At 56.1% G+C, this 23,604-nt stretch carries 15 protein-coding genes; 10 read left to right on the forward strand and 5 right to left on the reverse strand.

All coding sequences use genetic code 11. The annotated features are described in order from the left end of the window. Positions 1-9 precede the first annotated feature (9 nt). Entirely contained in the window at positions 10-483 is a 474-nt protein-coding gene (locus IM294_RS04025; RefSeq protein ID WP_012539997.1) for a DMT family transporter, read from the forward strand. A gap of 98 nt (positions 484-581) precedes the next feature. Next, positions 582-1,442 (forward strand): SMP-30/gluconolactonase/LRE family protein, encoded by an 861-nt coding sequence (locus tag IM294_RS04030; RefSeq protein WP_163594408.1) that lies wholly within the window; start codon positions 582-584, stop codon positions 1,440-1,442. 105 nt (positions 1,443-1,547) lie between these two features. On the opposite strand, the gene IM294_RS04035 is transcribed toward IM294_RS04030, so the two are convergent. Further along, positions 1,548-2,501: an aromatic alcohol reductase gene (locus IM294_RS04035; RefSeq protein WP_040018958.1), complete on the reverse strand. Its 954-nt coding sequence runs from the start codon at positions 2,499-2,501 to the stop codon at positions 1,548-1,550. 69 nt (positions 2,502-2,570) lie between these two features. Here IM294_RS04035 and IM294_RS04040 point away from each other — a divergent pair, with 69 nt between their 5' ends. Both IM294_RS04040 and IM294_RS04045 read left to right on the forward strand, forming a co-directional pair. Next, positions 2,571-3,005 carry a helix-turn-helix domain-containing protein gene (locus IM294_RS04040; protein ID WP_197719739.1) on the forward strand — a complete coding sequence of 145 codons (435 nt, stop codon included), beginning with the start codon at positions 2,571-2,573 and terminating at the stop codon, positions 3,003-3,005. A 329-nt stretch (positions 3,006-3,334) separates the two neighbouring features. Continuing rightward, positions 3,335-4,291, forward strand: a complete 957-nt coding sequence (locus IM294_RS04045) for an alpha/beta hydrolase (RefSeq protein ID WP_012539955.1) — start codon at positions 3,335-3,337, stop codon at positions 4,289-4,291. A gap of 512 nt (positions 4,292-4,803) precedes the next feature. Here the strand turns inward: IM294_RS04045 and IM294_RS04050 are convergent. The 3 genes from IM294_RS04050 to IM294_RS04060 form a co-directional block, all read right to left on the reverse strand. After that, on the reverse strand, positions 4,804-5,850 hold the full coding sequence (locus IM294_RS04050; protein ID WP_126817395.1) for a bifunctional transcriptional activator/DNA repair enzyme AdaA: 1,047 nt from the start codon (positions 5,848-5,850) through the stop codon (positions 4,804-4,806). After that, complete coding sequence (locus tag IM294_RS04055; protein ID WP_100170766.1) at positions 5,834-6,610, reverse strand: isocitrate lyase/phosphoenolpyruvate mutase family protein; 777 nt, start codon at positions 6,608-6,610, stop codon at positions 5,834-5,836. Before IM294_RS04055 ends, IM294_RS04050 begins: the two co-directional genes overlap by 17 nt. A 111-nt stretch (positions 6,611-6,721) precedes the next feature. Next, positions 6,722-7,627 carry a LysR family transcriptional regulator gene (locus IM294_RS04060; protein ID WP_311388844.1) on the reverse strand — a complete coding sequence of 302 codons (906 nt, stop codon included), beginning with the start codon at positions 7,625-7,627 and terminating at the stop codon, positions 6,722-6,724. 119 nt (positions 7,628-7,746) lie between these two features. Between IM294_RS04060 and IM294_RS04065 the strand changes: the two genes are divergently transcribed. The 3 genes from IM294_RS04065 (at position 7,747) to IM294_RS04075 (ending at position 10,100) form a co-directional block, all read left to right on the forward strand. After that, entirely contained in the window at positions 7,747-8,352 is a 606-nt protein-coding gene (locus IM294_RS04065) for an NADPH-dependent F420 reductase (RefSeq protein ID WP_049136903.1), read from the forward strand. Between the two features lie 18 nt (positions 8,353-8,370). Then, positions 8,371-9,252 carry a helix-turn-helix domain-containing protein gene (locus IM294_RS04070; protein WP_047367536.1) on the forward strand — a complete coding sequence of 294 codons (882 nt, stop codon included), beginning with the start codon at positions 8,371-8,373 and terminating at the stop codon, positions 9,250-9,252. A 101-nt stretch (positions 9,253-9,353) separates the two neighbouring features. Further along, a complete protein-coding gene (locus tag IM294_RS04075) occupies positions 9,354-10,100 on the forward strand; it encodes an SDR family oxidoreductase (RefSeq protein WP_047367535.1) in 747 nt (248 codons plus the stop codon). 53 nt (positions 10,101-10,153) lie between these two features. On the opposite strand, the gene IM294_RS04080 is transcribed toward IM294_RS04075, so the two are convergent. Further along, positions 10,154-10,876, reverse strand: coding sequence for an SDR family oxidoreductase (locus tag IM294_RS04080; protein WP_047367534.1), 723 nt, complete (start codon positions 10,874-10,876; stop codon positions 10,154-10,156). Positions 10,877-10,974: 98 nt separating this feature from the next. Here IM294_RS04080 and IM294_RS04085 point away from each other — a divergent pair, with 98 nt between their 5' ends. The 3 genes from IM294_RS04085 to IM294_RS04095 all read left to right on the forward strand — a co-directional run bounded on the left by IM294_RS04085 (position 10,975) and on the right by IM294_RS04095 (position 23,572). Then, a complete protein-coding gene (locus tag IM294_RS04085) occupies positions 10,975-11,877 on the forward strand; it encodes a LysR family transcriptional regulator (RefSeq protein WP_028014144.1) in 903 nt (300 codons plus the stop codon). Positions 11,878-12,293: 416 nt separating this feature from the next. Then, complete coding sequence (locus tag IM294_RS04090; RefSeq protein WP_028014145.1) at positions 12,294-12,650, forward strand: hypothetical protein; 357 nt, start codon at positions 12,294-12,296, stop codon at positions 12,648-12,650. Between the two features lie 821 nt (positions 12,651-13,471). Further along, a complete protein-coding gene (locus tag IM294_RS04095; RefSeq protein WP_193360305.1) occupies positions 13,472-23,572 on the forward strand; it encodes a BapA/Bap/LapF family large adhesin in 10,101 nt (3,366 codons plus the stop codon). The last annotated feature ends 32 nt before the right edge of the window (positions 23,573-23,604 follow it).

The raw sequence follows: 23,604 nt of genomic DNA on the forward strand, positions 1-23,604 counted from the left end.
AATAACAGCATGAGCGCGATTTATTACGTAATAGCTTTTGCAGCGGGTCTTGGTATTACCCTGCAGACGACCCTGAACAGTCAGCTCGCAAAAGGACTCGGAGGGGATCCGGTCACCGCCGCGTTCTTTTCCTTTACGGCCGGGGCGTTGAGCCTCGGGATTTACTCGCTGCTACGTGGAGGGTTATTTAGCTCTCTCGCTGCTATTCCTTCGCAGCCTGCGTGGAGTCTGGCGGGCGGCCTGATCGGTGCCTGTGCGTTGTTCAGCTACGTGGTGCTGGCACCGAAAATCGGTTTTTCAGCTCTGCTAGGGCTGGCAATCGTTGGGCAATTACTCTCGTCGCAAATGATTGACCATTTCGGTCTGCTGGGTGCTGTTAGGCGACCGGTTTCGCTGCTCAAACTGGGGGGCATGCTGGTCATGCTGGCAGGTCTCGCCATCATGCTTTTTGGTGACAAACTTTCAGCGCGTTTTTTGCCCTGACAGGGTGGGAATTACTCCTTACGGCGCTCTGCCATAGTGCAGATGGCCGTAAGTTTTTGGTCAGGCGATGCGAAACTTTTATATGCGGGAGAAATAACATGTTTTCAGTGGCTGCTGATGCCAGAAATTTGCTGGGAGAGTGCCCAATCTGGTGCGAGAGGACACGCAGGATTTACTGGACTGACATTGAAGGCAGCGAACTGCTTGCCCTTGAAGAAGACACCAGTGTTGTGATGCGCTGGTCCCTGCCGGAGCGCCTCGGTTCGTTTGCACTTACTGAAAATCCTGACGTTTTACTGATGGGGCTGGCATCCAGATTCGCCTTCTGCGATCTGAATACAGGTACCTTTATGCCGATAGTGGCGTCACCAGGAGGACCGGGAAAACGGACAGGGGATGGTCGGTGCGACCGTGAGGGTAATTTCGTCTTCGGGACCATGGATGACGGGTACCCCGCGAAAGTCATAGGAAGATTTCACAGGCTAAATGCAGCGACACTCAGCATTGAGACTCTACCCCTGCCTGAGGTGGCCATCCCGAACAGCATCTGCTTCAGTCCGGACGGCAGCACGATGTATTACTGTGACTCGATGCAGGGCCGTATAATGTGCTGTGATTACCCCTCTATGAATAACCAGCGCGTGTTCACTGTAACAGAAGGAAAGGGGGCGCCTGACGGCTCCTGCGTGGACGCAATGGGCTATATCTGGAATGCCGAATGGGGAGGAAGCCGTGTTGTACGTTATCGTCCGGACGGAACGACGGACCGTATCCTGCCCTCTCCAGGAATTCAGAGCACTTGTCCGACACTCGCGGGAGAAGCATTCACAACGCTGTATTGTACCAGTGCCAGCGTGGGTCTTTCTGTGCCGTCAAGGCATGATGGAGCGCTGCTGAGAGCGAAATCAGCCGTATTCCCCGGTTTACCGGAGAGCCGGTTTTCAGCGCACACAGCATAACCGCTTTGCTATCAGTGCCAACAGGGGGAACAGAGTCTTTCTCATCACCGTATTCGGATAGGCAGGAGAAAGACTCTGGTATTTATTACAGCAGCTTAAATACGTTTATAGCGAGCTGCCCGGGGTCAGGTTTGCATTAATCCAGGCTGCCACATCGGTGACCCGAATGTTATGGCGTTCATTGAATGTCTGCTTTTTATCCCATGCAACTCCCCGCCCCTGCGCAAAAACGGCACGATACTTAGACATCATGTCTTGTGGGTTGAGCGCCAGTTTATCCATCAGATATTGTTCGCTCCATACCGTGCAGTCGAAAGGGCGGCCAAGCGTTGATTGCAGCTTATCTGCAACCTCTGCGTAGGTCAGTGTATCACCGGCGATATACACAATTTCATTACGGATGCGAGGAGTTGTAAATACGATCGCTGCCGTCAGCATCCCGATATCATCAGGTGTTGTCAGCGTCATGGTGTTGTCAATGCTGCCGAGTGCGTGAACAGTATCGTTCTGCAGATCGACCACACCGAAGTCTGGTTCGAACAAATAGCTCATGAAGATGCCGGTCGAAATGATGACCCACTCAGTTTCATGCTGGCTGCGTAGTAAATCACGCACGTCAATCTGCGCGTCGAAGATGTCTTGTGGGCTGCCGCGTCCGATGGCATCAAAATCGGCACCAAACTGCCATGGAAAATAGCGTGGAATCCGCGCCTGCAGGGCCGCCTGCGCCAGTTTCATTGGTGTATTTATTCCGGCCGCGTACCCCGTGCAGCCAACGACTGTGTCAAATTGCGCAAAGAGGCTGGCCAAATCGTCGACAGAACTCATGACGAGATCGCCCGTGACTATATTAATACCGAGGTTTCTGATTTCCGTGATAACTATTTTTTTTACAGGTTCATCTGACGTTACGGTACTTTCGCGCAGCAGTACGCTGATTTTCGTTCCCTTCACATCTTTTGCCCGAAGGGCAAGATTTCGCAGAACGGGGAGGCCCAGCTCACCGGCACCGAGCACGAGGATTTTCTCAGACGTAGCGTTAAGATCAGTTTTGTTCATAATCTGGCCTTACATGAATTGTTGCGCCACTCTAGCAATTCATAACAGGCTAAAAAAGAAGGTACACGTATGATACCGGGAATCTGTGAAATGGATCGGGACGAAATTCTTCAGTATTCGCAGGCTGTTTGTAAGGGTCTGAAAGACGATGATGATGGCTTGCGGCGGGAGGTACTGGCTCATGCAGGCAGTCGATGGTCACTGGGTATCGTCAACACGCTTGGCGTTTATGGCAGACTACGTCACGCCGAAATTGGCAGGCGTATGCACGGAGTGACTCAGCGCATGCTGACACGTACATTACGACAGCTTGAGCGCGACGGACTGGTTATTCGCCATGATTTCAGTGAAATCCCGCCACGAGTCGAATACGAGCTGTCCGATACAGGTATGGAGTTACTTGTGCGAATGATCCCGCTGTGGACCTGGATTGTCGATAATGCTGATCGCTTTCGTGAAGACCGGTTGAGATATGAAAAAAATAACAATAACCCAAGGGCGTAACTGGCTATGAATATAAATATCAATTTTTGTGATTTGTAGATAATACAAGTGTTTGAATTGATGAGCCTTCCGATATGTATGTATACAGTAGTCATCCGGAGACAGAACCGATTTCACCAAGCTTGGTCGGGATGGTGTAATTACAGAGGATTATATTTTACGTATGCCTGACATCAATGTTAGTCTGTACATATTTCAAATGGGTGTTAAAGCGAATTTTATTTTTTGCTACCATTAATTCGGCCTTGAGAATTATCTGATAGGATGGCCTACCCTTTCAGAATTATAGGTGGGCTGGTGAAACAATATTTAAAAACTGGTGTTTTTTTATGATTTCTAAAGAAAATAATGAAATATCTTCTAATTATCATGATCTTCCTGGTTATGTTCATGGGGCAAAAATTATCCAAGTCGCCTTGACTAAAACCCCTATAGATAATATTAGTGATGTGGTTTATGAGACAGTAAAAAAAACTCGTTCTGTCAGACAATTGCATATGTCTTTTCTTGTTCCTCGTACCAACATTTTGAAACCAGGTATCATTTATTTTCCTGGGGGAGGGTTTATGACCGCTGAACACAACAAATTTGTGGAAATGCGCATGGCTTTAGCGGAGGCTGGCTTTGTTGTTGCAGCGGCAGAATACAGGACAATTCCTGATACTTTCCCTGCGCCAGTGATAGATGCTAAAGCAGCAGTAAGATACCTTCGTCAACATGCCCATGATTATGGAATTGACCCCTCACGAATTGGTGTAATTGGCGATTCTGCTGGAGGCTGGCTGGCGCAGATGCTTGGTACCACTAATGGCGATAAGTCATTCGATCACGGCGATTTTCTCAGCCAGTCCGCTGATGTGCAGGCTGTCGCTACGCTTTACGGAATATCAGATCTGCGTAACATAGGTGACGGTTTTCCGGATCTCCGACAAAAAGTGCATCAGTCTCCTGCAGTCACGGAGTCACTGCTAATTAATGGTGTGGCTTTCAAGAATTTTGCAGGTGCCTCAATCAGTTCTGTACCTGAAAAAGCGATAAATGCAAGCCCCATAGGGCGTCTCAAGGGATGTAAACCTCCGTTCCTAATAATGCATGGAAGTAAGGATACATTAGTATCACCTAAACAGAGCGCAACGCTTTACAAAGCCCTTTTGGAATCGGGAAACAAAGCGGACTACGTCCTTATCGAAGGCGCAGAACACGGTGATGATCACTGGTATCAACCCGTTGTCATAAATAGGGTTGTTGACTGGTTCCGCGTGCATCTTTGTCCTGAAAATATATGACGACTGACGCTTTGCTGAATCACTCAGACTGTTTGGTAGCAACGTCCGCTTTTGGCACATAGCGGCCAGCGTTGGGGTGGGCTGGTCCAGTCCACTCTAAGCGAGGAGAGGAAATCACAGCCGTTGTCACAACAGTTGAGGGTCAACTTAAGTTGTGGTCTGTTACTCAACGGTGAGCAGGTCAAGACTGTTTTTCAGCGTGACGACTCAACTAGAAATCACCACGCACAGTACCTATCTCGTCTCATTTTTCTCATCAAAGGGAGAAAAAAATTTTTAGGCACCTAAATAGGCACCAGCGAAAAGTCAAACTACTAGTTACCAAAGTGAATTCAATGGATTACACAAGCAATTCAGACTCCGCCAGCCCAAAATTCTCCATCGGTGATTACCAGAGTCATCCGATGAAGTCCTAAGAGCCCGCACGGCGCAAGCCCTGCGGGCTTTTTTGTGTCTGCATTTTATCCCGCGAAGTGCGTAAAATATTCCGGCAACAATGGAACATTACGCCATCAAACATTGTTTCGCTCATGCTCAATGAGCCATTCTTTGCGCGAAATACCACCGCCGTAACCCGTCATCTTTCCATCTTTGCCAATTATCCTATGACAAGGGATCACAATCGCAATCCGGTTTGCACCATTAGCTGCAGCGACGGCGCGCACAGCATTGGGCTTATTCATCCCTAGCGAAATGGCCTGATAGTGCGAGGTCTGTCCATAAGGAACTGCACGCAACTCATGCCAGACGGATTGTTGAAAATCACTGCCCGGGCCATCCACAGAGAGCTCAAACTGTCGGCGAGTTCCGGCAAAATACTCGCTGATTTCTTTTACTGTCTGCCGGGTATGGCTGTTTTCTCCGGTGACAATTCTGGCGTTAAATAAACGCTGGATATCGCGGAATTCCGTTTCTAACATCCGGCGATCGGTAAACTCCAGCAGACACACTCCCCGCTCTGTCGCGCAGACAAACATAGGCCCAAGCGTAGTGGTAAACCGATGAATGACAATCACCTCGGTTGCCTGAGTCGGCGCTGCGCCAGTAAGCCGCTTGTAGATGTAACCAAACCCGCTCAGGGATTCATAGCCATTGTCCAGCGCCACGTCAGTAGCCGCTCGTCCGCTTTTAAGCTCCTGCAAGGCAACGTTCACCCGCTGCATTCGCTGGAAAGCCTGGAAAGTGATGCCGTGATGTTGCAGGAACCAGCGTCTTACCCGCTCCGGACTGATTCCGTGCTGGCGAAGCTGCGCGTCAGCCACACGGGATTTAATATCGCGCCTGACAAGCGCAAGCGCCTGTTCAACAAATAATGGCGCGCTGTGCGCATTTTCAGCGGGTCTGCAGACCTTACAGGGACGAAAGCCATCCGCCAGGGCGGATTTGGCATCTTTATAAAATTCAACATTTTCGCGCCTGGGCTTTCGCGCCCGGCATACCGAAATGCAGAATACGCCAGTAGTTTTGACGCCAACAAAAAATACGCCGGTATATTCTGTATCTCGTTCGAGTAATGCCTGATACCAGATATCACACAAATTCTTATCGGTTATTTTCATCGCTAAAAAGTCCTGCAAATGACTGACGAGTTCGAATCGCATGCATTACATCACTCAGCGTTGACTGCATGGCTGAATGAACAAAATTGCCCATTGAAATGCGGTTTACCCCGGCCCGTTTCAGCCTGTCGAACGACGGAAGATCGGGCATACACATGACGTTCAGAGGCAGGTCCGTTGCCTCTGCAATGAGGCTGATGTCTTTCTCTGACGTAAGACAGGGAACAAAAAGGCCATCAGCACCTGCAGCTTTATAGCTCTGACCCCGTAATATCGTCTCCTGCAATGCGTCTTCATGCCCGAGCAGGTAAGTGTCAGTCCGAATGTTCAGAAACAGGCTACAGTTTTCACTTCTCAGCGCATTGCATACTGTTCTCAGATTACGGGAAAAATAAGAGATATCGTCAAGCTGACGCTTACCATTAATGACTCTGCTGTCTTTAAGGTTAACGCCTGCTACGCCTGTCTGAGCAAGGCGCCTGAGATTAGCGACTATCTCTTCGGCTGAATCACCATATCCTGCTTCCATGTCAACGCTCAATGGCAGGCTGCTGACAGCCCGGATACGGGTGACCACATAAAATAACGCATCAAACGGCATTCCCTGCCCGTCTTCATATCCCAGCATGGACGCTATTGCTGCACTGGACGTTCCCAGTGCCTGATAGCCTGCTTCTTGCGCTGCGACAGCACTGGCGGCGTCCCAAACGTTAGCGATAAGCAGGGGCTGATCCTGGTTGTGGAGTTCTACAAAATTCATATTCATTTCCTCTCAATAGATTGAAAATGAATCTAAGCATTCAGTATGAACGTCACAACCGAAATTCAGACGACCATTTTTTAGCAAGCGTAGTCTGGATTCGTAGACCAGTCAGATCTGTTGCAAACCAGCTGCGCTAACCTGCATTTTGAGCTTATTAATGAACCAGCGGCCAGCCGGGCCCGGAGGATGCTCTTCTAAATGCACGGCCTGCATGGCAAAACCCGGTCCGACGTCAGGCTGCATCTGCAAATTCAACGTGACCAATTTACCCGTCGCAAGATCCTCCTCAACCACTGGCAGCGGCATATAACCCCAACCAAGCCCGGCACGCAGGAAAGCGTGCTTCGCGCCCATATCGGCCAAATGCCAGGTTTTTGACGACATCACGCCAAAGCTCCGGCCCACGGTAAGCGACGAACGATCGGCCAGCACCAGCTGGACGTGTTCCGCTAAAAGCGAACGAAGGATCGGCCCTGGCAGGTTAGCCAGCAGATGTTCAGGAGAGACAACGGCCACGGCTGGCACGTTGAGAAGGAATTCAGAGGTGCATCCAGCCGGAATATGCGGCAGCGAGCCGATAATCGCCACCCGGCAGTGGCCATCCAGCAGAGGCTGGAGAACCGCCCCTAATGCTTCCACATACAAACGCAGCGGCGTGTCGGGAAATACCTGATGAAATGCCTGCACCGCAGCGGTGAGCTGCGCAACAGGAAACATCACATCGACGGAGACCGCCAGTTCAGGCTCCAGCCCTTCGGCTAAGGTGCGCGCCTTAGCCTTGAAGGCGTCCATCCCGGCAGCGGCAAGGCGTGCCGCTTCCAGCATCGCGACGCCCGCCTCCGTCAGTTTCGGATATCGCCCCGAGCGATCGAATAATGGGAATCCGACCTGCGCCTCAAGATTGGCCAGCGTCGCGCTGACAACCGACTGCGCGCGCCGCAGTTTACGCCCGGCGGCCGAAAAACTTCCCTCATCAGCGGCGGCAATAAATGTGCGCAGTTGATCAACAGACATACCGTCCAGCATGTATCGCTCCGGCAGATGGAACCCATCTAATTATATAGGCTATTCAGATAGGACGAAGATTACTACTCTCTACGCATGTTCACTACTCTTCCTGAAGGAAATTAAGCATGAAAACAACAACTGTAGGTATTATCGGCGCTGGTGCAATTGGGCAAGCCTTTGCGAAACAGCTGGTAAATGCGGGCATGAACGTTATTCTGAGCAACAGCCGCGGGCCGGAAAGCCTGTCTGATGTGGTTGAAGGACTGGGCCGCGGGGCTCGCGCAGGCACCGCACAACAGGCCGCTGAAGCTGACATCGTTTTTGTCAGCACTAACTGGGACAAAACCGAAGCCGCGTTAAGCGGAATTACCTGGAATGGACGCATCCTGATTGACGCCACGAACCCGGTACTTTTGCCCGGCTATAAACTGGCAGAACTGGGTGGAAAAAACTCAAGCCAGCTTGTGACCCAGTGGGCGCCAGGGGCACGCGTCGTCAAAGCTTTCAATACCCTTCTTGCAGGGGTGCTGGCTCAGGATCCGGCGCAAGCGGGTGGCCATCGTGTCGTCTTTATCTCCGGAGACGATGCAGAGGCGAAGGCGGAAGTGAAAGCGTTAGCCGGGCAACTGGGCTTCGCAAGCATTGATTTAGGCAGTCTTGAGATCGGCGGGACGCTACAACAATTCCCTGGAGGGCCTCTTCCGGGGGTAAATCTGGTGCAACTGGCATAGCAAAAGGCAACGCTAACGATGACTCAGCGAACTTCCGCAGAGACGTTTGAAGAATACCTTCCCGGCAAGCTGCTCCGGGAGCATCGGGCGCAATCTTCCCGGGATGTATTCGTTCAAATTCTGGCCCGCAGACAAGTCCAGGAAAACGTCATTATTCCGGCGGTTCCGGAGCCCTTTATCGTCTGGATCCTTTCTGGTCAAGCCGTTGTTGAGGAGCGTTCCCCCGGCGAGGCGTGGTTAGCAAACCGCGTTACCGCAGGCGATTTCTTTCTCACGACGGCGGCCTCTCCCACTGAAATGCGGTGGCAAGCCGAGCCAGATATACCGTTCGTCGTCATGCATGTGTATATCGGCGTGGCCATGATGCAGGAGTGTGAACTGCGGGAAGTCTCCGGCGCGCGCGACGAAACGCTATCCGCGCTGCTGGAGCAGATACGCCAGGAGCTGTATCTGCAAACTCCCCCAAGCGGCCCCTTTATCCAGGGGATTGCCCAAGCGCTGACGGTACACCTGGTTCGCACCTACGGCACGCATACGAAACGACACCGGGGAGGTCTGCAGGCATTTAAACTGCACCGGGTCTTTACGGCAATGCGGGAAGGGCTGGCCCAGCCGTTTGACCTGGCACGGCTGGCTAAGCTGACCGATCTCAGCGAATACCATTTTAGCCGCGCCTTCAAACAGTCGACCGGGCTTTCGCCCTCCCACTATTTTATCCGGCTACGCATGGAGGAAGCGCGCCGCATGCTGTCGGAAACCAATGATTCCATTATCAATATTGCCCTGAACGTGGGATATACCAGCCCCAGCCATTTTGCTGCCGTCTTCCTCAGGCATAACGGCGTGACGCCCTCGCACTATCGCAGCGATATCGTTCGCAGCAAAAGTCCGACAGTTTGAGCAAAAGCCCGCGCGAAGCCACCGCCTGAAACATCCATTATTGACCCGTACTTCAGACGTTCTTTCTGAAGCGTTGAAATTAACTCTCTCGAGGATCAGTTATGGAACTTAAAGATAAAGTCGCTCTCATCACCGGTGCTTCAAGCGGGATTGGTGCCGCCACGGCAAAAAAATTAGCGAAACAGGGCGTAAGGGTCGGTCTCGCCGCCCGCCGCCTGGATCGCCTGCAGGCGCTGGTCTCTGACATTGAGGCTGCTGGCGGTGAAGCCATTGCGCTGGTTATGGACGTCACTGACCCGGCCTCGGTTAATGAAGGGGTCGCGACACTGCATAAACGCTATGGCCACATTGATATCGCCTTCAATAACGCCGGGCTGATGCCGATCTCTGATATTGCCAGCCTCAAAGTCGATGAATGGCACCAAATGGTAGACGTGAACGTAAAAGGCCTCTTTAACACCGTAGCGGCCGTACTACCGATTATGCAGTCGCAGCGGTCTGGTCACATCATCAATACCTCGTCGATCGCTGGGCGCAAAACGTTCCCCGGACTTGGGGTGTACTGTGCAACGAAGCACGCCGTTGCCGCCTTCTCGGATATTTTGCGTATGGAAGTGGCGCCGCAGTTCAACATTCGCGTCACCTCACTCCAGCCGGGTGCCGTAGAAAGTGAATTATTCGAGCATATCAGTGACGAAAATTATCGTGCGCAGATGGAACAGCTGAAGGAGAAGATGACGTTCCTGAAAGCCGATGATATCGCCGACTCGATTGTTTACGTGCTGCAGGCACCGGAACATGTGGATGTGGCAGAGCTGTTTATTATGCCGACCGAGCAGCCGTGGTAAGAAAGTAAAGCGGGTCAGGCAATGGCCTGACCCGCTAATTTTCATCCGCAACGTTAGTTCGCAGATGCCGTCGGTCTGATCGTAATTTCTGTTGTATCGACACTCTCAGGCGCCTCGATGATGTGGCGCACAGCGCGGGCGATATCAGCAGGTTTGAGGGCAATAGCACGGTACGCGTCCATCGCCGCCATGGTTTCCGGGTGCGTAATGGTCGAGGCCAGTTCGCTTTCCACTACCCCAGGGTTAACGCAGGTCACGCGGATGTTCGAACTTTCCTGACGTAAACCATCCGAAATCGCCCGTACGGCGAATTTGGTGGCACAGTAGACAGCAGCCGTGGGCACCACGGACAAGGCACCAATCGAGCCGATATTAATGATTTGTCCCGAGCCCTGGGCTTCCATAATCGGCAGAACGGCGCCTATCCCCCACAGCACGCCCTTGATATTCACGTCAATGGTGCGCTCCCACTCATCCTGCTTGCCTGCCGAAAGCGGAGAAAGAGGCATGATGCCCGCGTTGTTAATCAGCACGTCAATGCGGCCCCACTTTTCACGCGCTGCCTGTACGAAGTCAGCCATCGACTGGCGGCTGGTAACGTCTAAGACTGCGGCCTCTGCTTCCCCCCCTGCACTGCGGATTTCAGCAGCCAGGGCGTTGATGCGATCCAGCCTGCGAGCGCCCAGGAAAACGTTCGCGCCTGCCTTGCCTAACTCTCTGGCAATACCTTCTCCGATACCGCTTGATGCACCGGTAATTAAGATAACTTTGTTCATGTTTTGCTCCTTACGTTGAGTTCAACGTGATAATAGATACTCACCATTGTTTCTTGTATCCTGCATTTACTGGACTCACTGGTTAGCAATGTTAAACAATGAAAATCGATCTCAATCTGTTACCTGTTTTTCTGGCGGTCGCCGAGGAGCGCAGCTTTAGCGCTGCCGCCGCGCGGCTGGGCATAACCCGCTCCGCTGTCAGCCAGGGGATTAGGCGTCTTGAAGATGGTTTTCAAACCCTGCTGGTGATGCGCACCACGCGCTCGGTAAGCCTCACTGAAGCAGGTGAACGGCTGCGTAAATCGTTGCAGGCCCCCATCGCCAATATTGAAGCGGCATTTGAAGACGTCGCGTCGGACAGCACACCGCGCGGCCAGCTCAGAATCGCGGTCACCTCAATCGCGGAAGCGTTTCTCTCTGGCCCGCTGCTCGCTTCGTTTGCGGCTGCGCATCCTGCGGTATCGCTTGATATCTTCGTGTCGGACGAGGAGTTCGATATCGTGGCGGCGGGCTATGACGCCGGGGTAAGGCTGGGTGAAGTTATTGAAAAAGACATGATCGCCGTTCCCCTTACGGGTCAGCAGCGTGAGAGGGTGGTGGCTTCACCGTCCTATCTGGCGACTCACGGCGTACCTGAGCACCCCCGCGAGCTGGTGGCTCACCGGTGTATCGGCTGGCGTCCAGCCCCGGACGTTGCCCCCTATCGCTGGGAATTTGAGGAGGCGGGCGTTCCTTTCGATGTGGCGATTGAACCGCAGATCACCACAAACGATCTGCGCCTTATGCTCAGCCTGGCACTGGCCGGCGGCGGCATAACCTTAGCCACGGAGGATACATTCACTCCGTATATCGAAACGGGGCAGCTTGTTGCCCTGCTGGATGCGTTTCTTCCGTCTTTTCCAGGCTTTTATCTCTATTTCCCCCAGCGTCACAATATGGCGCCCAAGCTAAGAGCCCTGATCGAGCACGTCCGCCAGTGGCGAGAGCCAGCGGCAACGTAAAGCGTTCAACGCTAACAAGGCCAGTAACTTTCATGCAGATTTTCCTTACCCTGCCGCTGCCCTTTGATAAACATCAACGACACCGCCCTCCTCCCATGGAAAAGTAAAAACGGACACAATTCACTCAGGGGATATGTCGTGCCGGGGATGGCTTAACGATGTATCCCGTACGCTGGACAAGACATCACACAAGGATGGAGCCTTAAAATGTACAGACCCATGGTCGTTATTTTCTTTATTCTGCTGACCCTTGCAGCCCTCATAGAAATAGGTTTTTTATCCTTCGGGTGATCCTCAAGCAAGGGGGCGCTAGCCTGGGTACTTTGATCTCATTACAGTTTTTTCCTAAAGCCACCCCGCTTCGTCTGTGCCATGCTGAATCACGCTCATAACCGATAACGTTAAATGAGGATATTATGAAAAAAACAATTATCGCATTATCTGCCGTTCTGCTGGCTTCCCCAGTATTTGCTGCGACCACACATGCAACTGACGATACCGTCGCTGCGGCGAACGCAAACGCCAACGAAGCGAAGCAAAAACTGCACGAAGAGCAGAACAAAGGCGAAGAGCTGAAGCTGAAACAGCAGCATGCTGCGGAAGGTAAGAGCGAAAGCTTTGGCAGCAAAGTCAGCGAAGATTCCCAGAAAGCCTGGCATAAAACCAAAGAAGGCACCGAGAAGGGGTGGGATGCCACTAAAGAAGGCGCAGAAAAAGGCTGGAACAAAACCAAAGAAGGTGCCAGCGAGCTGGAAAAGAAAGTCACTGAATAACCGACATACTCACCTCAGGGCCGCGTTAGCGGCCTTTTTTATTGCTTCGAATAAAAGCGATACGTCGTGTATATCTGCCCCTTTTTGTTCGCCGCCTTATGACGACAGATAGGATTGATGCAAATGTCCGGATGCCCATCCCTGCGGTCATTTTTTTTCGCCCTCAGTATCAGGTTAATGAATGACCGTATTGAAAATACAGCAGGTTATTATATTTCCTGCTCGCAGTAGCATAATTCCAACACCACATAAGAATATATTTTAAATCCCTATTAATATAATATATCCTACATCAAGAATGTTATCCTAACTTAAACCATGATTAAGCAGCTTTAAATAATAACATTTTTAATTGCATTCAAAAACGACACTACCAATTATTAAACCACATCTAAAACATAAATAAAAAAGTATACTGCAGTCATAAAAAATCCAACAAAAACAATATATTAATAAAAAAAATACATAAACCCCATCAATAAATTAATGACCTCTTTACGACCTACCTCTTTATTTACGAAAGCTTAATTTGCACATTCACCGTTTTCTGGCTATATCATTTTTATATCCTCAAAACCAAATCCTCTATTAATTACAGGGTTTTATAAGGCACAAAATACGCATAGCAAACATTCTGTCTCGTAAGTAATTACATTCGCTCTGATGTTGCCACTCTGAATCCTGGCGGGCATCGTTCGCTCTAAAAAAGACGGTGAGTGCTGTTTAAAAAACAGTAACTCCGCCGGGGGCGCCCTTTACCTTCTCCAGAGATGGCTCGTCTTGCTCGTCGTTCACGATAACTCTGCTGGAGTAATACCTAAATGAGCCAAATCTCTGTTATATCAAAACTCACTGGCGTGGAAACGACTACGGAAGGCACACAGGTTACGCTGAGCCATTCCTCTATCGTTGAGCTTCATGTAGAGCGAGCCGATGTCTCCCACTTCGCGCGAAGTGGTAACGATCTGGTGGTGACACTGCACTCCGGGGAAGTGATCACCCTTAAAAATTTCTATGTCACCGACGCACAGGGCGTGAGCCAGCTGGTGCTCCAGGAGAGTGACGGTGCGTTATGGTGGATTGAAGATCCCACCGGGGCCGCCACGTACGAATCCATCGCGTCCACGGACGCCTTGCTGGCCGCATCCGGGAGTGATGCAGGTGGTGCCGCCATCTGGCCGTGGGCGCTGGGCGGCATTGTCGCGGCTGGCGCCATCGCGGCGGTGGCAAGCTCCAGCGGCGGCGGGGATGACGATGATGGGAATAACAACAATCCTAACCCTAACCCCAGTACGCCAGTCGATCCCACCAACCCGGATACAACACCGCCGAATGCACCCTCCGGCCTTCAGTTCTCGTCGGACGGTAAAAGCGTCACCGGTACCGCCGAGCCCGGCAGTACCATCACGCTGAAAGACGCGAACGGCAACGTCCTTGGCACCGGAAAAACCGGCAGTGACGGAAACTTTACTGTGTCTCTCGGCACTCCGCTGACCAACGGCGAACAGGTGACCGCCACCGCGACGGATGCGGCCGGGAATACCAGCCAGGGCACAACGATTACGGCGCCGGATCTCACCGCACCCGATGCCCCAACGATCGGCAGCGTGACGGACGATATTGATCCTCAAACGGGGTCTGTCACAAACGGCGGCAGCACCAACGATCCACGCCCGCAGCTCAGCGGCACCGCGGAGGCGGGCTCCACCGTAACCATCTATGATGGCGGAGTCGCCATTGGCACGGCGCTCGTCGCCAGCAACGGCACCTGGACATTTATCCCGTCAACCGATTTGACTGAAAGCACCCACCAGATTACCGTGCGGGCAACCGACGCCGCCGGCAACCTCGGACCGGCCTCACCGGTATTTACCCTCACCGTAGATCTTACCCCGCCGACCGCGCCGACCGCGATTGTGCTGACCGACGACACGGGTGCGATCAGAGGGACCATAACCGCAGGCACGCCTACCGATGCGTCAAAGCCGATCCTGGCGGGAACGGGCGAGCCCGGTGGCACAATCACTATCTACGATAACGGCGTCGCGGTTGGAACCACAACGGTGCTGCCGAACGGCACCTGGAGCGTCACGCCAGACGGCCCGCTCGCGGACGGAACGCACACGATAACCGTCGTTGAAACCGATGCAGCCGGAAACCAGAGTGCGGCCTCAGAGCCGATCATCTTCACCGTGGACACCACGCCGCCGCTGGCCCCCGGCGACCTCGTCGTATCGAATGATGGCGGCACCATCACCGGCACCGCGGAGCCTGGCAGCACGGTAACCATCCGTGAAGGCGACGCTATCCTTGGCACCCCGGTGGCCGACAGCGAGGGCAACTTTAGCCTGACGCTGACCCCGCCTAAGCTCAACGGCGAAATCCTGACCGCAGACGCCACCGACGCTGCGGGCAACACGGGGCCAGCAACCTCCGCAGCAGCGCCGGATATCACCCCTCCGCAGGCCCCGGTTATCGTGTCGGTGATTGACGACGTGCTGAACACAACCGGTCCCGTGGACCAGAATGGGCTGACCAACGACCGGGCGCCGACCCTGAACGGCACGGGCGAACCCGGTTCGACCATCACGATTTTCAACGGCAGCGATATCATCGGCACGGTGGCCGTCCCCTCATCCGGCCTGTGGAGCTTTACGCCGCCCTCTCCGCTGGCCGATGGTACGTACGTGCTGACGGCAACGGCGACGGATGCCGCCGGTAACCCGAGCGGACAATCGAACGCGTGGACCATTATTGTCGACGGGACGGCACCGGCCGCCCCGGTGATTACGCAGGTCGTTGACGATGTGCCTGAACGTACTGGCTCGCTCGACCTCAATGAGACCACCAATGATTCAACTCCGACGCTCAGCGGTACCGCCGCGGCCAACGCCACGATCACCATCCGCGTGGATGGGGTTGATATTGGAACCACCGTCGCCGATGGCCTCGGCGCGTGGAGCTTTACTCCGGATACCCCGCTCGCTGAGGGTCAACATACCCTGACCGCCGTCGCAACTGACGCGGCGGGCAACATTAGCGACGTTTCCAACAGTTGGGGCATCATCATTGACAGCGTTGCCCCGGATGCGCCGGTCATTACCCAGGTGGTGGATGACGTGCCAGAGCGCCTCGGCGCGCTCAACTCTGGCGACAGCACCAATGACACCACGCCGACGCTCAACGGCACCGCGGAGCCGGGCTCAACCGTCACCATCCGCCAGGACGGCGTCGATCTCACTACCATTGTGATCGACAGCAGCGGCACGTGGACTTATACCCCAACCACACCGCTTGTTAACGGCACCTATACCTTTACCGCCGTCACCACCGATGGAGCGGGTAATACCAGCCAGCCGTCAGGCGGCTTTACCCTGACCGTCGATACCACACCGCCAGCGGCGGCCACCATCGCCACCGTAACCGATGACGTCGGCGGCGTTAACGGGCCGCTTACCAGCGGCGACACCACCGACGACACCCAGCCGCTGCTGCAGGGCACCGCGCCGGCAGATACGGTAATCACCGTCTATGACGGTACCACCCTGCTCGGCACCGCGACCCTCGACGGCAGCGGCGGCTGGAGCTTTACCCCCGTTATCCCGCTCACCGACGGCCCGCATACGCTGACGGTGCATGCCACGGATGCCGCGGGCAATACCACCATCTCAACGCCGTTTGAACTGACGGTAGATACCGTTCCGCCAGCCACGCCGGAGATCCCGGCAATCACCGTCAATCCTGACGGCACAGAAACGCCGCTGAACCCGGGAGAAACCACCCGCGACACCACGCCGACCCTGAGCGGCACCGGCAATCCGGGCGATACCGTGACCATCTACAACGGTGGGGTCAAGCTTGATGATGTGCTCGTGGACGGCACCGGCAACTGGACCTGGACGCCAGCTACCCCGCTGCCTAACGGCACCTATGACATTACCCTGACCGTCACCAATATGGACGGCACGGGCAACGAAAGCGCCCCGTCCCAGCCGGTCACCATCACCATTGATACCGATGCGCCAACAGCACCAGCAGCACCGGTGATTACCGACAGCGTCAGCCAGATAACCGGCCCCGTTCCCGATGGCGGAACCACCAACGATCCGCGCCCGGTCCTGAGCGGCACCGGTACGGCGAATGACGTTATCAACATCACTGATACCGTTAACGGCACACCGACCATCGTGGGCACCGTGACGGTAGACAGCAACGGCAACTGGAGCTGGCGTCCTGACAGTAATATTGGGGAAGGCAGCCACGTCTATACCGCCACCGCCACCGATGAGGCGGGCAACGTCTCTGACCCGTCGCCAGCGATTACGATTACCGTGGATACCGTAGCACCGGATGTTCCGGTATTTGACGCCGTCGGGGGCCAGCCGAATGGGGGCTTAATCACCGATGCGACGCCAACCGTCGGAGGTACCGGCACGACTGGCGATACGGTCATCGTTTACAATAACGGCGTTGAGGTAGGACGTGTCGATGTCGTTAACGGAGAATGGAGCTTTGTCCTGCCACCACAGCAGGACGGCCTGCTGAACATCACCGTTGCGGGAGTCGATGCCGCAGGTAACGTCAGCGCGCCGAGCCCGGTCGTTTCCGTCACGCTAGATACCCTTGCGCCTGAAGTCCCGGCCATTACCGAGGTTGAGGGCAGCCAGCTGTCTAATAACCTGCTTTATACGAATGACGGCACGCCGACCCTGACCGGGACCGGCGAGCCCGGCGCCACCGTTATCGTCTCCATCGACGGTACCCCGTCAGGAGCACCGGTAACGATACAGTCGGACGGCAGCTGGAGCTGGACCGCAGGCACAACGCTACCGGATGGCCAGTATGCCTTCACCGTCTCTTCCAGCGATCCGGCGGGCAATATTTCAGGGAGTTCCGCACCGGTGAGCGTGACGGTAGATACCGTTGCCCCGGCAGATCCGGGCAACATGAGCCTGCCAGATGAAGGAACACCGCTGACCGGTACCGGTGAAGCGGGCAGCATCATTACCGTGACAAACGGTACTACGGTCATTGGTACTGGCGTTGTCGGCAGCGACGGCAGCTTCTCCATTGCGCTGAGCCCGGCGCAGCTGGATCCAACCACGCTGACCGTGACCGCCACGGACGCAGCAGGAAATGCCAGCGCTGACGTGCCTTTTATCGTTACCGACTCGCCGCTTGAGCTGCCGCAGGTTCCCGTTATTACGGCCATCGTTGATGACGTGGACCCGGTCACCGGCGATGTGAAAGGCAAAACCACCAACGACACCACGCCAACGCTTACCGGTACGTCCGAAGCGGGCAGCGTGATTACTATCTATCAGGACGGTAGCACGACGCCATTGACAACGGTGACCGCCGACGGCAGCGGCAACTGGAGCTATACGCCGGCCGCGCTTGGCGAGGGGCTGCACACCTTTGAGGTGACTGCGACCCTCAACGGTGCCACCAGCGGCCGCTCTCCGGCGGCCAGCGTAACCGTCGATCTGACCGCGCCGGGCACGCCAACTATTGGCTCGGTCATTGATGACGTGGGCCCTGTCACCGGTCCGCTGACCAGCGGCCAGACCACCAACGACAGCCAGCCGACCCTCACCGGCACCGGCGCGGTGGGTGATACCATCTCCATCTACAACAACGGCGTGCTGCTGGACAGCGTGGTGGTTGGTAATACCGGCACCTGGAGCTACACCACGCCCGCCCTGCCAGAAGGCAGTAACGTTCTGACCATCCGCGAGACCGATCCGGCGGGAAATCAGAGCGGTCCTTCGGCTGACTTCACCATCGTGGTGGATTCCATTTCCACCACGCCGGTCATCACCAGCGTAACGGATAATGTGGGCAATACCGCCACCCCGGTAGCCAGCGGCGGCGAAACGAACGACGCCACGCCAACCCTTTCGGGGACAGCGGACGCAAACAGCATCGTAACCATTTTCGATGGCGCTACCCAGATTGCAGTGGTTACGGCTGATGGCACCGGCGCGTGGAGCTTTACGCCAGAGACCGCGCTTGTCGAAGGGCCACACGCGTTCACGGTTCAGGCAACCGATCCGCAGGGTAACCTGAGCCTGGCCTCCGCCCCGTGGAGCGTGGTGGTTGACCTCACGGCGCCGACAGTTCCAACTCTGGATACGGTAAGTGATAACGTCCCTGGCGGCGTCACGGGCAACCTCACCAGCGGGCAGGCGACCAACGACAACACCCCAACGATTAGCGGCACCGGACAGGCAGGCAGCACCATCTACATCATGAATAACGGTACGCAGTTGGGTACGACGACCGTCGACGGAAACGGTAACTGGTCCTTCACCCCGACCACACCGCTGGACGACGGCAGCTACTCCCTGCGCGCGTACGCAACGGATGCCGCGGGCAACGCCTCGGCGAACTCGTCGGTCTTCGCCTTCACCGTCGATACCGCAGGCCCTGGCGTGCCGGTGGTGACCAGCGTGATTGACGATGTCGCACCGACCACGGGGACGCTCACGTCGGGTAACAGCACTAACGACGCGCGTCCGACCTTCAACGGTACGGGCGACGTGGGTTCTACGGTGCACGTGATTGTTGATGGCAACGAAATTGGCACCGCCGTGGTCAATGCCCAGGGCAGCTGGACCTTCACGCCGGGTACCGATCTGATCGACGGACCGCATGCCATTACTTTCAACGCCACCGACGCGGCGGGCAACGTGGGTACTGCAACGGCACCATTTAACCTGACGGTGGATACGGGCGTGCCGTCTGCGCCGGTCATTTCAGCCGCGGCAGATAACGTGGGCAGTATTCAAACCCCGCTCACTTCCGGGCAAAGCACCGACGACACCACGCCAACGCTGAGCGGCACCGCGACGGCCAACGCCACGGTCACCATCTATGAAAACGGGCAGCCTGTCGGCACCGCGCTGGCAGACGGTACAGGTGCATGGAGCTTTACGCCATCCACGCCACTGGCGGCTGGCACCCACACCTGGACCGCCACGGTCACCGATGCCGCAGGGAACATCAGCCCCGCCTCGCCAGGCTTTACGCTGGTTGTCGATAGCACGGCACCCACCGCGCCGGTTATCAGCCAGGCGATTGACGATGTGGGGAGCATTACCGGGCCAATCACGTCCGGGCAGACGACCGATGACACCGTACCGCGGCTGGTCGGAACCAGCGAACCGTTTGCCACCGTGAATATCTATGAGGGAACCACGCTGGTCGGGACGGGCACCGCAGACGGCAGCGGCAGCTGGAGTATCTTACTCAATACCACGCTGACAGAGGGGGCGCACAGCTTCACCGCGCAGGCTACGGATGCCGCAGGCAACACCAGCGCGTCGTTCGCAAGCTTCAGTCTGACGATTGACACCGCGCCGCCAGCGCTGCCGGTGCTCACCAGCATTCTGGATGACGTCGGCAATGCGGCAACGCCAGTCGCGAACGGAGGAATAACCAACGACGCGCAGCCAACCCTCAGCGGTACGGCGGAAGCGGGTTCTACGGTGAAAATCTTCGATAACGGCGTGCAGATCGGCAGCGTGATCGCCACCGGCGGGGCGTGGAGCTATACGCCTTCTCCGGCGCTGGGCAACGGCCCGCACACGTTGACCTTTACCGCCACCGATGCGACGGGCAATGCCAGCGCGCCAACCGCCGGGTACACGATTAACGTCGATACTCTTGCCCCGGCAGCGCCGGTCATCAGCTCGGTAATTGATGATGTCGGTAGCGTCATCGGCCCGGTAACCGGCACCAACCCGACCAACGACACGCATCCGGCCCTGAGCGGGACCGCCGAAGCGAATGCAACGGTACGGATCTACGATGGCATCACGCTGGTGGGCACCGTCACCGCCGACGGCAATGGCAACTGGACGCTGCCGGAAACCACCACGCTGACGCAGGGCACCCACAACTTCACCGCCACGGCCACCGATGCCGCAGGCAACACCAGCCCGGCATCGGCCGTGACGACGATTATCGTCGATCTGACCGCGCCAACGGCCCCAACCGGAACCTTCAACGCCGACGGTAGCGTATTAACCGGCAATGCTGAAGCAGGCAGTACCGTCACCATCCGACTCACGGACGGCTCGACGGTCACGACCACAGCGGGCAGCAACGGCACGTACAGCTACACCTTCGTAAACAAACAGACTGAAGGCCAGACGCTGCAAATCACCGCCACCGACGCGGCGGGCAATATCTCGCAGCCCGGCTCGGCGCTCGCGCCGGTGGTGCCGCTCTCCGCCAGCAATAATGTCGAAGAGCTGGATCTCAGCACCACGGCCACCGTCACCAACAGCCAGTACAGCGACTACGGCTTCCTGCTGGTCGGTGCCGTGGGCAACGTCCTGACGCTGCTCGGTAATGACACCGCTCAGGTCAACTTCACCGTGGGCAGCGGCGGCAGCGCGGATATCGTCGTGAACGCCAACGCCACGGGCGCGGTGCTCTCTCTGCTCAACACCCTTGAGCTGGTGGTTCAGCGCTTTGACACCGTTAACAACACCTGGACTACCGTAGTCGATACCGGACAGCCGCAGTTTGCCGACCTGCTGACCCTGGGGGCAACCGGCGTTTCGCTAAACCTGACCGGGCTGGCGGACGGCAACTACCGCGTGCTGAGCTATAACACCAACCTGCTGGCAACCGGCTCCTACACCAGCCTCGACGTGGCGGTGAAAGAGACCGGGCCGGGCACCGTTACGGGCGACACCAGCCTCGGCGGTAACGTGATCACCGACGTTGACCCAACCGCAGGCAGCGACAACGCTCCGGCAGGGGCAACGGTCACGGCCGTCACCAACGCCCAGGGTGTCACCACCAGCGTCACTGCCGACGGCACGGTGATCCAGGGTCAGTACGGTACGCTGACCATTAACCGCGACGGCAGTTACACCTACGATCTGACCAACACCAGCGCATCGGTGATTGGCCGGACGGAGAGCTTCAGCTACACCATCACGCATAACGGCGTCAGCGCGTCGGCGAATCTGGTGCTGTCGCTGGGCACCGGTACCGCCACCAGCGGTATTGTCGCGGTTGACGATACGAACTCGCTGACCTTCGATACCACCGTCAACGCGATTAACAACGGTACGTCGTCCCAGGGCGGCTTTACCCTGGTGGGAATCAATCTCGGCAACACGCTGGGGCTGAACCTGCTGGACGATATGACCAATCCCATCATCTATAACGTGGAGGAAGGCACTACCCGCACCATGACCATCCAGGCCTCCGTGGGCGGCGTGGCGCTGGCGTCGGTGTTTGATCTGTACGTCTACAAGTTCAACAACGCGACCCAGACCTTCGAGCAGATGCGCGTTGAACCAGGCTGGCTGCGCGCGCCGCTGCTGGGCGGCACCTCGCCTCAGCTGACGCTGCAGCTGCCGGCCGGTGAGTACCTGTTCCTGCTGAATACGGCTGCGGGGATCACCGCCCTGACGGCCTACACGCTGAACGTGCTGCAGGATCATGTCTACAGCGTGGCGAGCGTCAGCGCGAGCACTACCGGGGACGTTCTGTCGGATGATATTGCGCCAGTCGGCACGCTGGTGACGGAAGTTAACGGCGTAGCGGTGAACAGCAGCGGTCTGACGAACATTACCGGCGAGTACGGTACGCTGAGCATCAACGCGGCCGGGGAGTACACCTACACCCTGAATAGCGGCGTCGGCGTTGACCACATCAGCACCCCGGATACCTTCGTCTACACCATTACCGCGCCGGACGGCACGAAAGACACGGCTTCGCTCAACATCACCCCAACCGCGCAGCCGATGGATGCGGTGAATGATGTCAGCACCGCGATGGACGTGACGTCGGTACACCACACCGCCGCGTACTCGGATACAACCGTCGGGTCGGCGAGCTGGAACGCCGCGCTGCTCGCTTCAACACAGGGCTCCGGCTCCGGCACCTTCGTGGTGGATGCCAATACCGCGCTGCACAACGTGGTGCTGTCGTTTAACGTCGCCTCGTTGCTGACGCTTACAGGATTGACGGTTGACTGGACGCTGACCAACGGCGCCACCACCGTCAGAACCGGCTCGTTCAACGGCGGGCTGCTGCTGGGCGACACGGCAACGGTCAACCTGACGGGTCTCGACCTGGAGGCGGGGACCTACACCCTGAGCTATACCGGCAGAATGGGGCCGCTGGGAGTAGGAAATATCACCATCACCCCAAGCGTCACCGGCACAAGCTACTCGCTGTCGCAGTTCGACGCCACGGGCACCCACACCGTTGACGGCAACATTTTCGACGGCACCGGTTCCGCAGGGACGATGGACCAGCTGCACTCGGTGGATACCCGCGTGAGCATTACCGGCTACGACGGCGTTACCACTACGCTGGATCCCTACACCGGCAGCACGCAGTCGAGCATCACGGGTCACTACGGCACGCTGGCGATTGCCGCAGACGGCAGTTACACCTATACGCTCAACCCGGGGATATCGCTCTCTACCATTACCACGAAGGAGGTCTTTAACTACACCCTGACCGATGCCAACGGCACCACGGACACCGCGTCGCTGACCATCAACATGGCGCCGAAATTTATCAGTTCGGAGCATAACGATGTGATTAGCGGTACGGCCTACGGCGACACGCTGATTTATCAGGTGCTGAACAGCACGGCGGGCAACGCGACGGGGGGCAACATCACCAGCGCCGGCGGCGACCACTGGACGAACTTCTCCCTGGCGCAGGGAGACAAGATCGACATTGGCGATCTGCTCGTGGGCTGGGACGGCAATACCGCCTCGCTGGGGAATTATATCAATGTCACGCAAAGCGGTAACAACACTGTGATCTCCATCGACCGTGACGGCGCAGGGAGCACCTACACTAATACTGCACTCGTTACGCTTGATAACGTGCAGACCACGTACGACGAGCTTGTTAACCAGCAACACATCATTACCTGATAGCACCTGCAGGACATGACCCGGGCGCACAG

The organism is Enterobacter cloacae complex sp. P43RS (assembly GCF_014930585.1).
GTDB lineage: Bacteria > Pseudomonadota > Gammaproteobacteria > Enterobacterales > Enterobacteriaceae > Enterobacter > Enterobacter bugandensis.

What these genes read in the sequence shown, in the direction of transcription:
- IM294_RS04025 (WP_012539997.1), top strand. Translation starts at nt 10, where the DNA reads ATGAGCGCGATTTATTACGTAATAGCTTTTGCAGCGGGTCTTGGTATT.
- IM294_RS04030 (WP_163594408.1), top strand. Translation starts at nt 582, where the DNA reads ATGTTTTCAGTGGCTGCTGATGCCAGAAATTTGCTGGGAGAGTGCCCA.
- IM294_RS04035 (WP_040018958.1), bottom strand. Translation starts at nt 2,501, where the DNA reads ATGAACAAAACTGATCTTAACGCTACGTCTGAGAAAATCCTCGTGCTC.
- IM294_RS04040 (WP_197719739.1), top strand. Translation starts at nt 2,571, where the DNA reads ATGATACCGGGAATCTGTGAAATGGATCGGGACGAAATTCTTCAGTAT.
- IM294_RS04045 (WP_012539955.1), top strand. Translation starts at nt 3,335, where the DNA reads ATGATTTCTAAAGAAAATAATGAAATATCTTCTAATTATCATGATCTT.
- IM294_RS04050 (WP_126817395.1), bottom strand. Translation starts at nt 5,850, where the DNA reads ATGAAAATAACCGATAAGAATTTGTGTGATATCTGGTATCAGGCATTA.
- IM294_RS04055 (WP_100170766.1), bottom strand. Translation starts at nt 6,610, where the DNA reads ATGAATTTTGTAGAACTCCACAACCAGGATCAGCCCCTGCTTATCGCT.
- IM294_RS04060 (WP_311388844.1), bottom strand. Translation starts at nt 7,627, where the DNA reads ATGTCTGTTGATCAACTGCGCACATTTATTGCCGCCGCTGATGAGGGA.
- IM294_RS04065 (WP_049136903.1), top strand. Translation starts at nt 7,747, where the DNA reads ATGAAAACAACAACTGTAGGTATTATCGGCGCTGGTGCAATTGGGCAA.
- IM294_RS04070 (WP_047367536.1), top strand. Translation starts at nt 8,371, where the DNA reads ATGACTCAGCGAACTTCCGCAGAGACGTTTGAAGAATACCTTCCCGGC.
- IM294_RS04075 (WP_047367535.1), top strand. Translation starts at nt 9,354, where the DNA reads ATGGAACTTAAAGATAAAGTCGCTCTCATCACCGGTGCTTCAAGCGGG.
- IM294_RS04080 (WP_047367534.1), bottom strand. Translation starts at nt 10,876, where the DNA reads ATGAACAAAGTTATCTTAATTACCGGTGCATCAAGCGGTATCGGAGAA.
- IM294_RS04085 (WP_028014144.1), top strand. Translation starts at nt 10,975, where the DNA reads ATGAAAATCGATCTCAATCTGTTACCTGTTTTTCTGGCGGTCGCCGAG.
- IM294_RS04090 (WP_028014145.1), top strand. Translation starts at nt 12,294, where the DNA reads ATGAAAAAAACAATTATCGCATTATCTGCCGTTCTGCTGGCTTCCCCA.
- IM294_RS04095 (WP_193360305.1), top strand. Translation starts at nt 13,472, where the DNA reads ATGAGCCAAATCTCTGTTATATCAAAACTCACTGGCGTGGAAACGACT.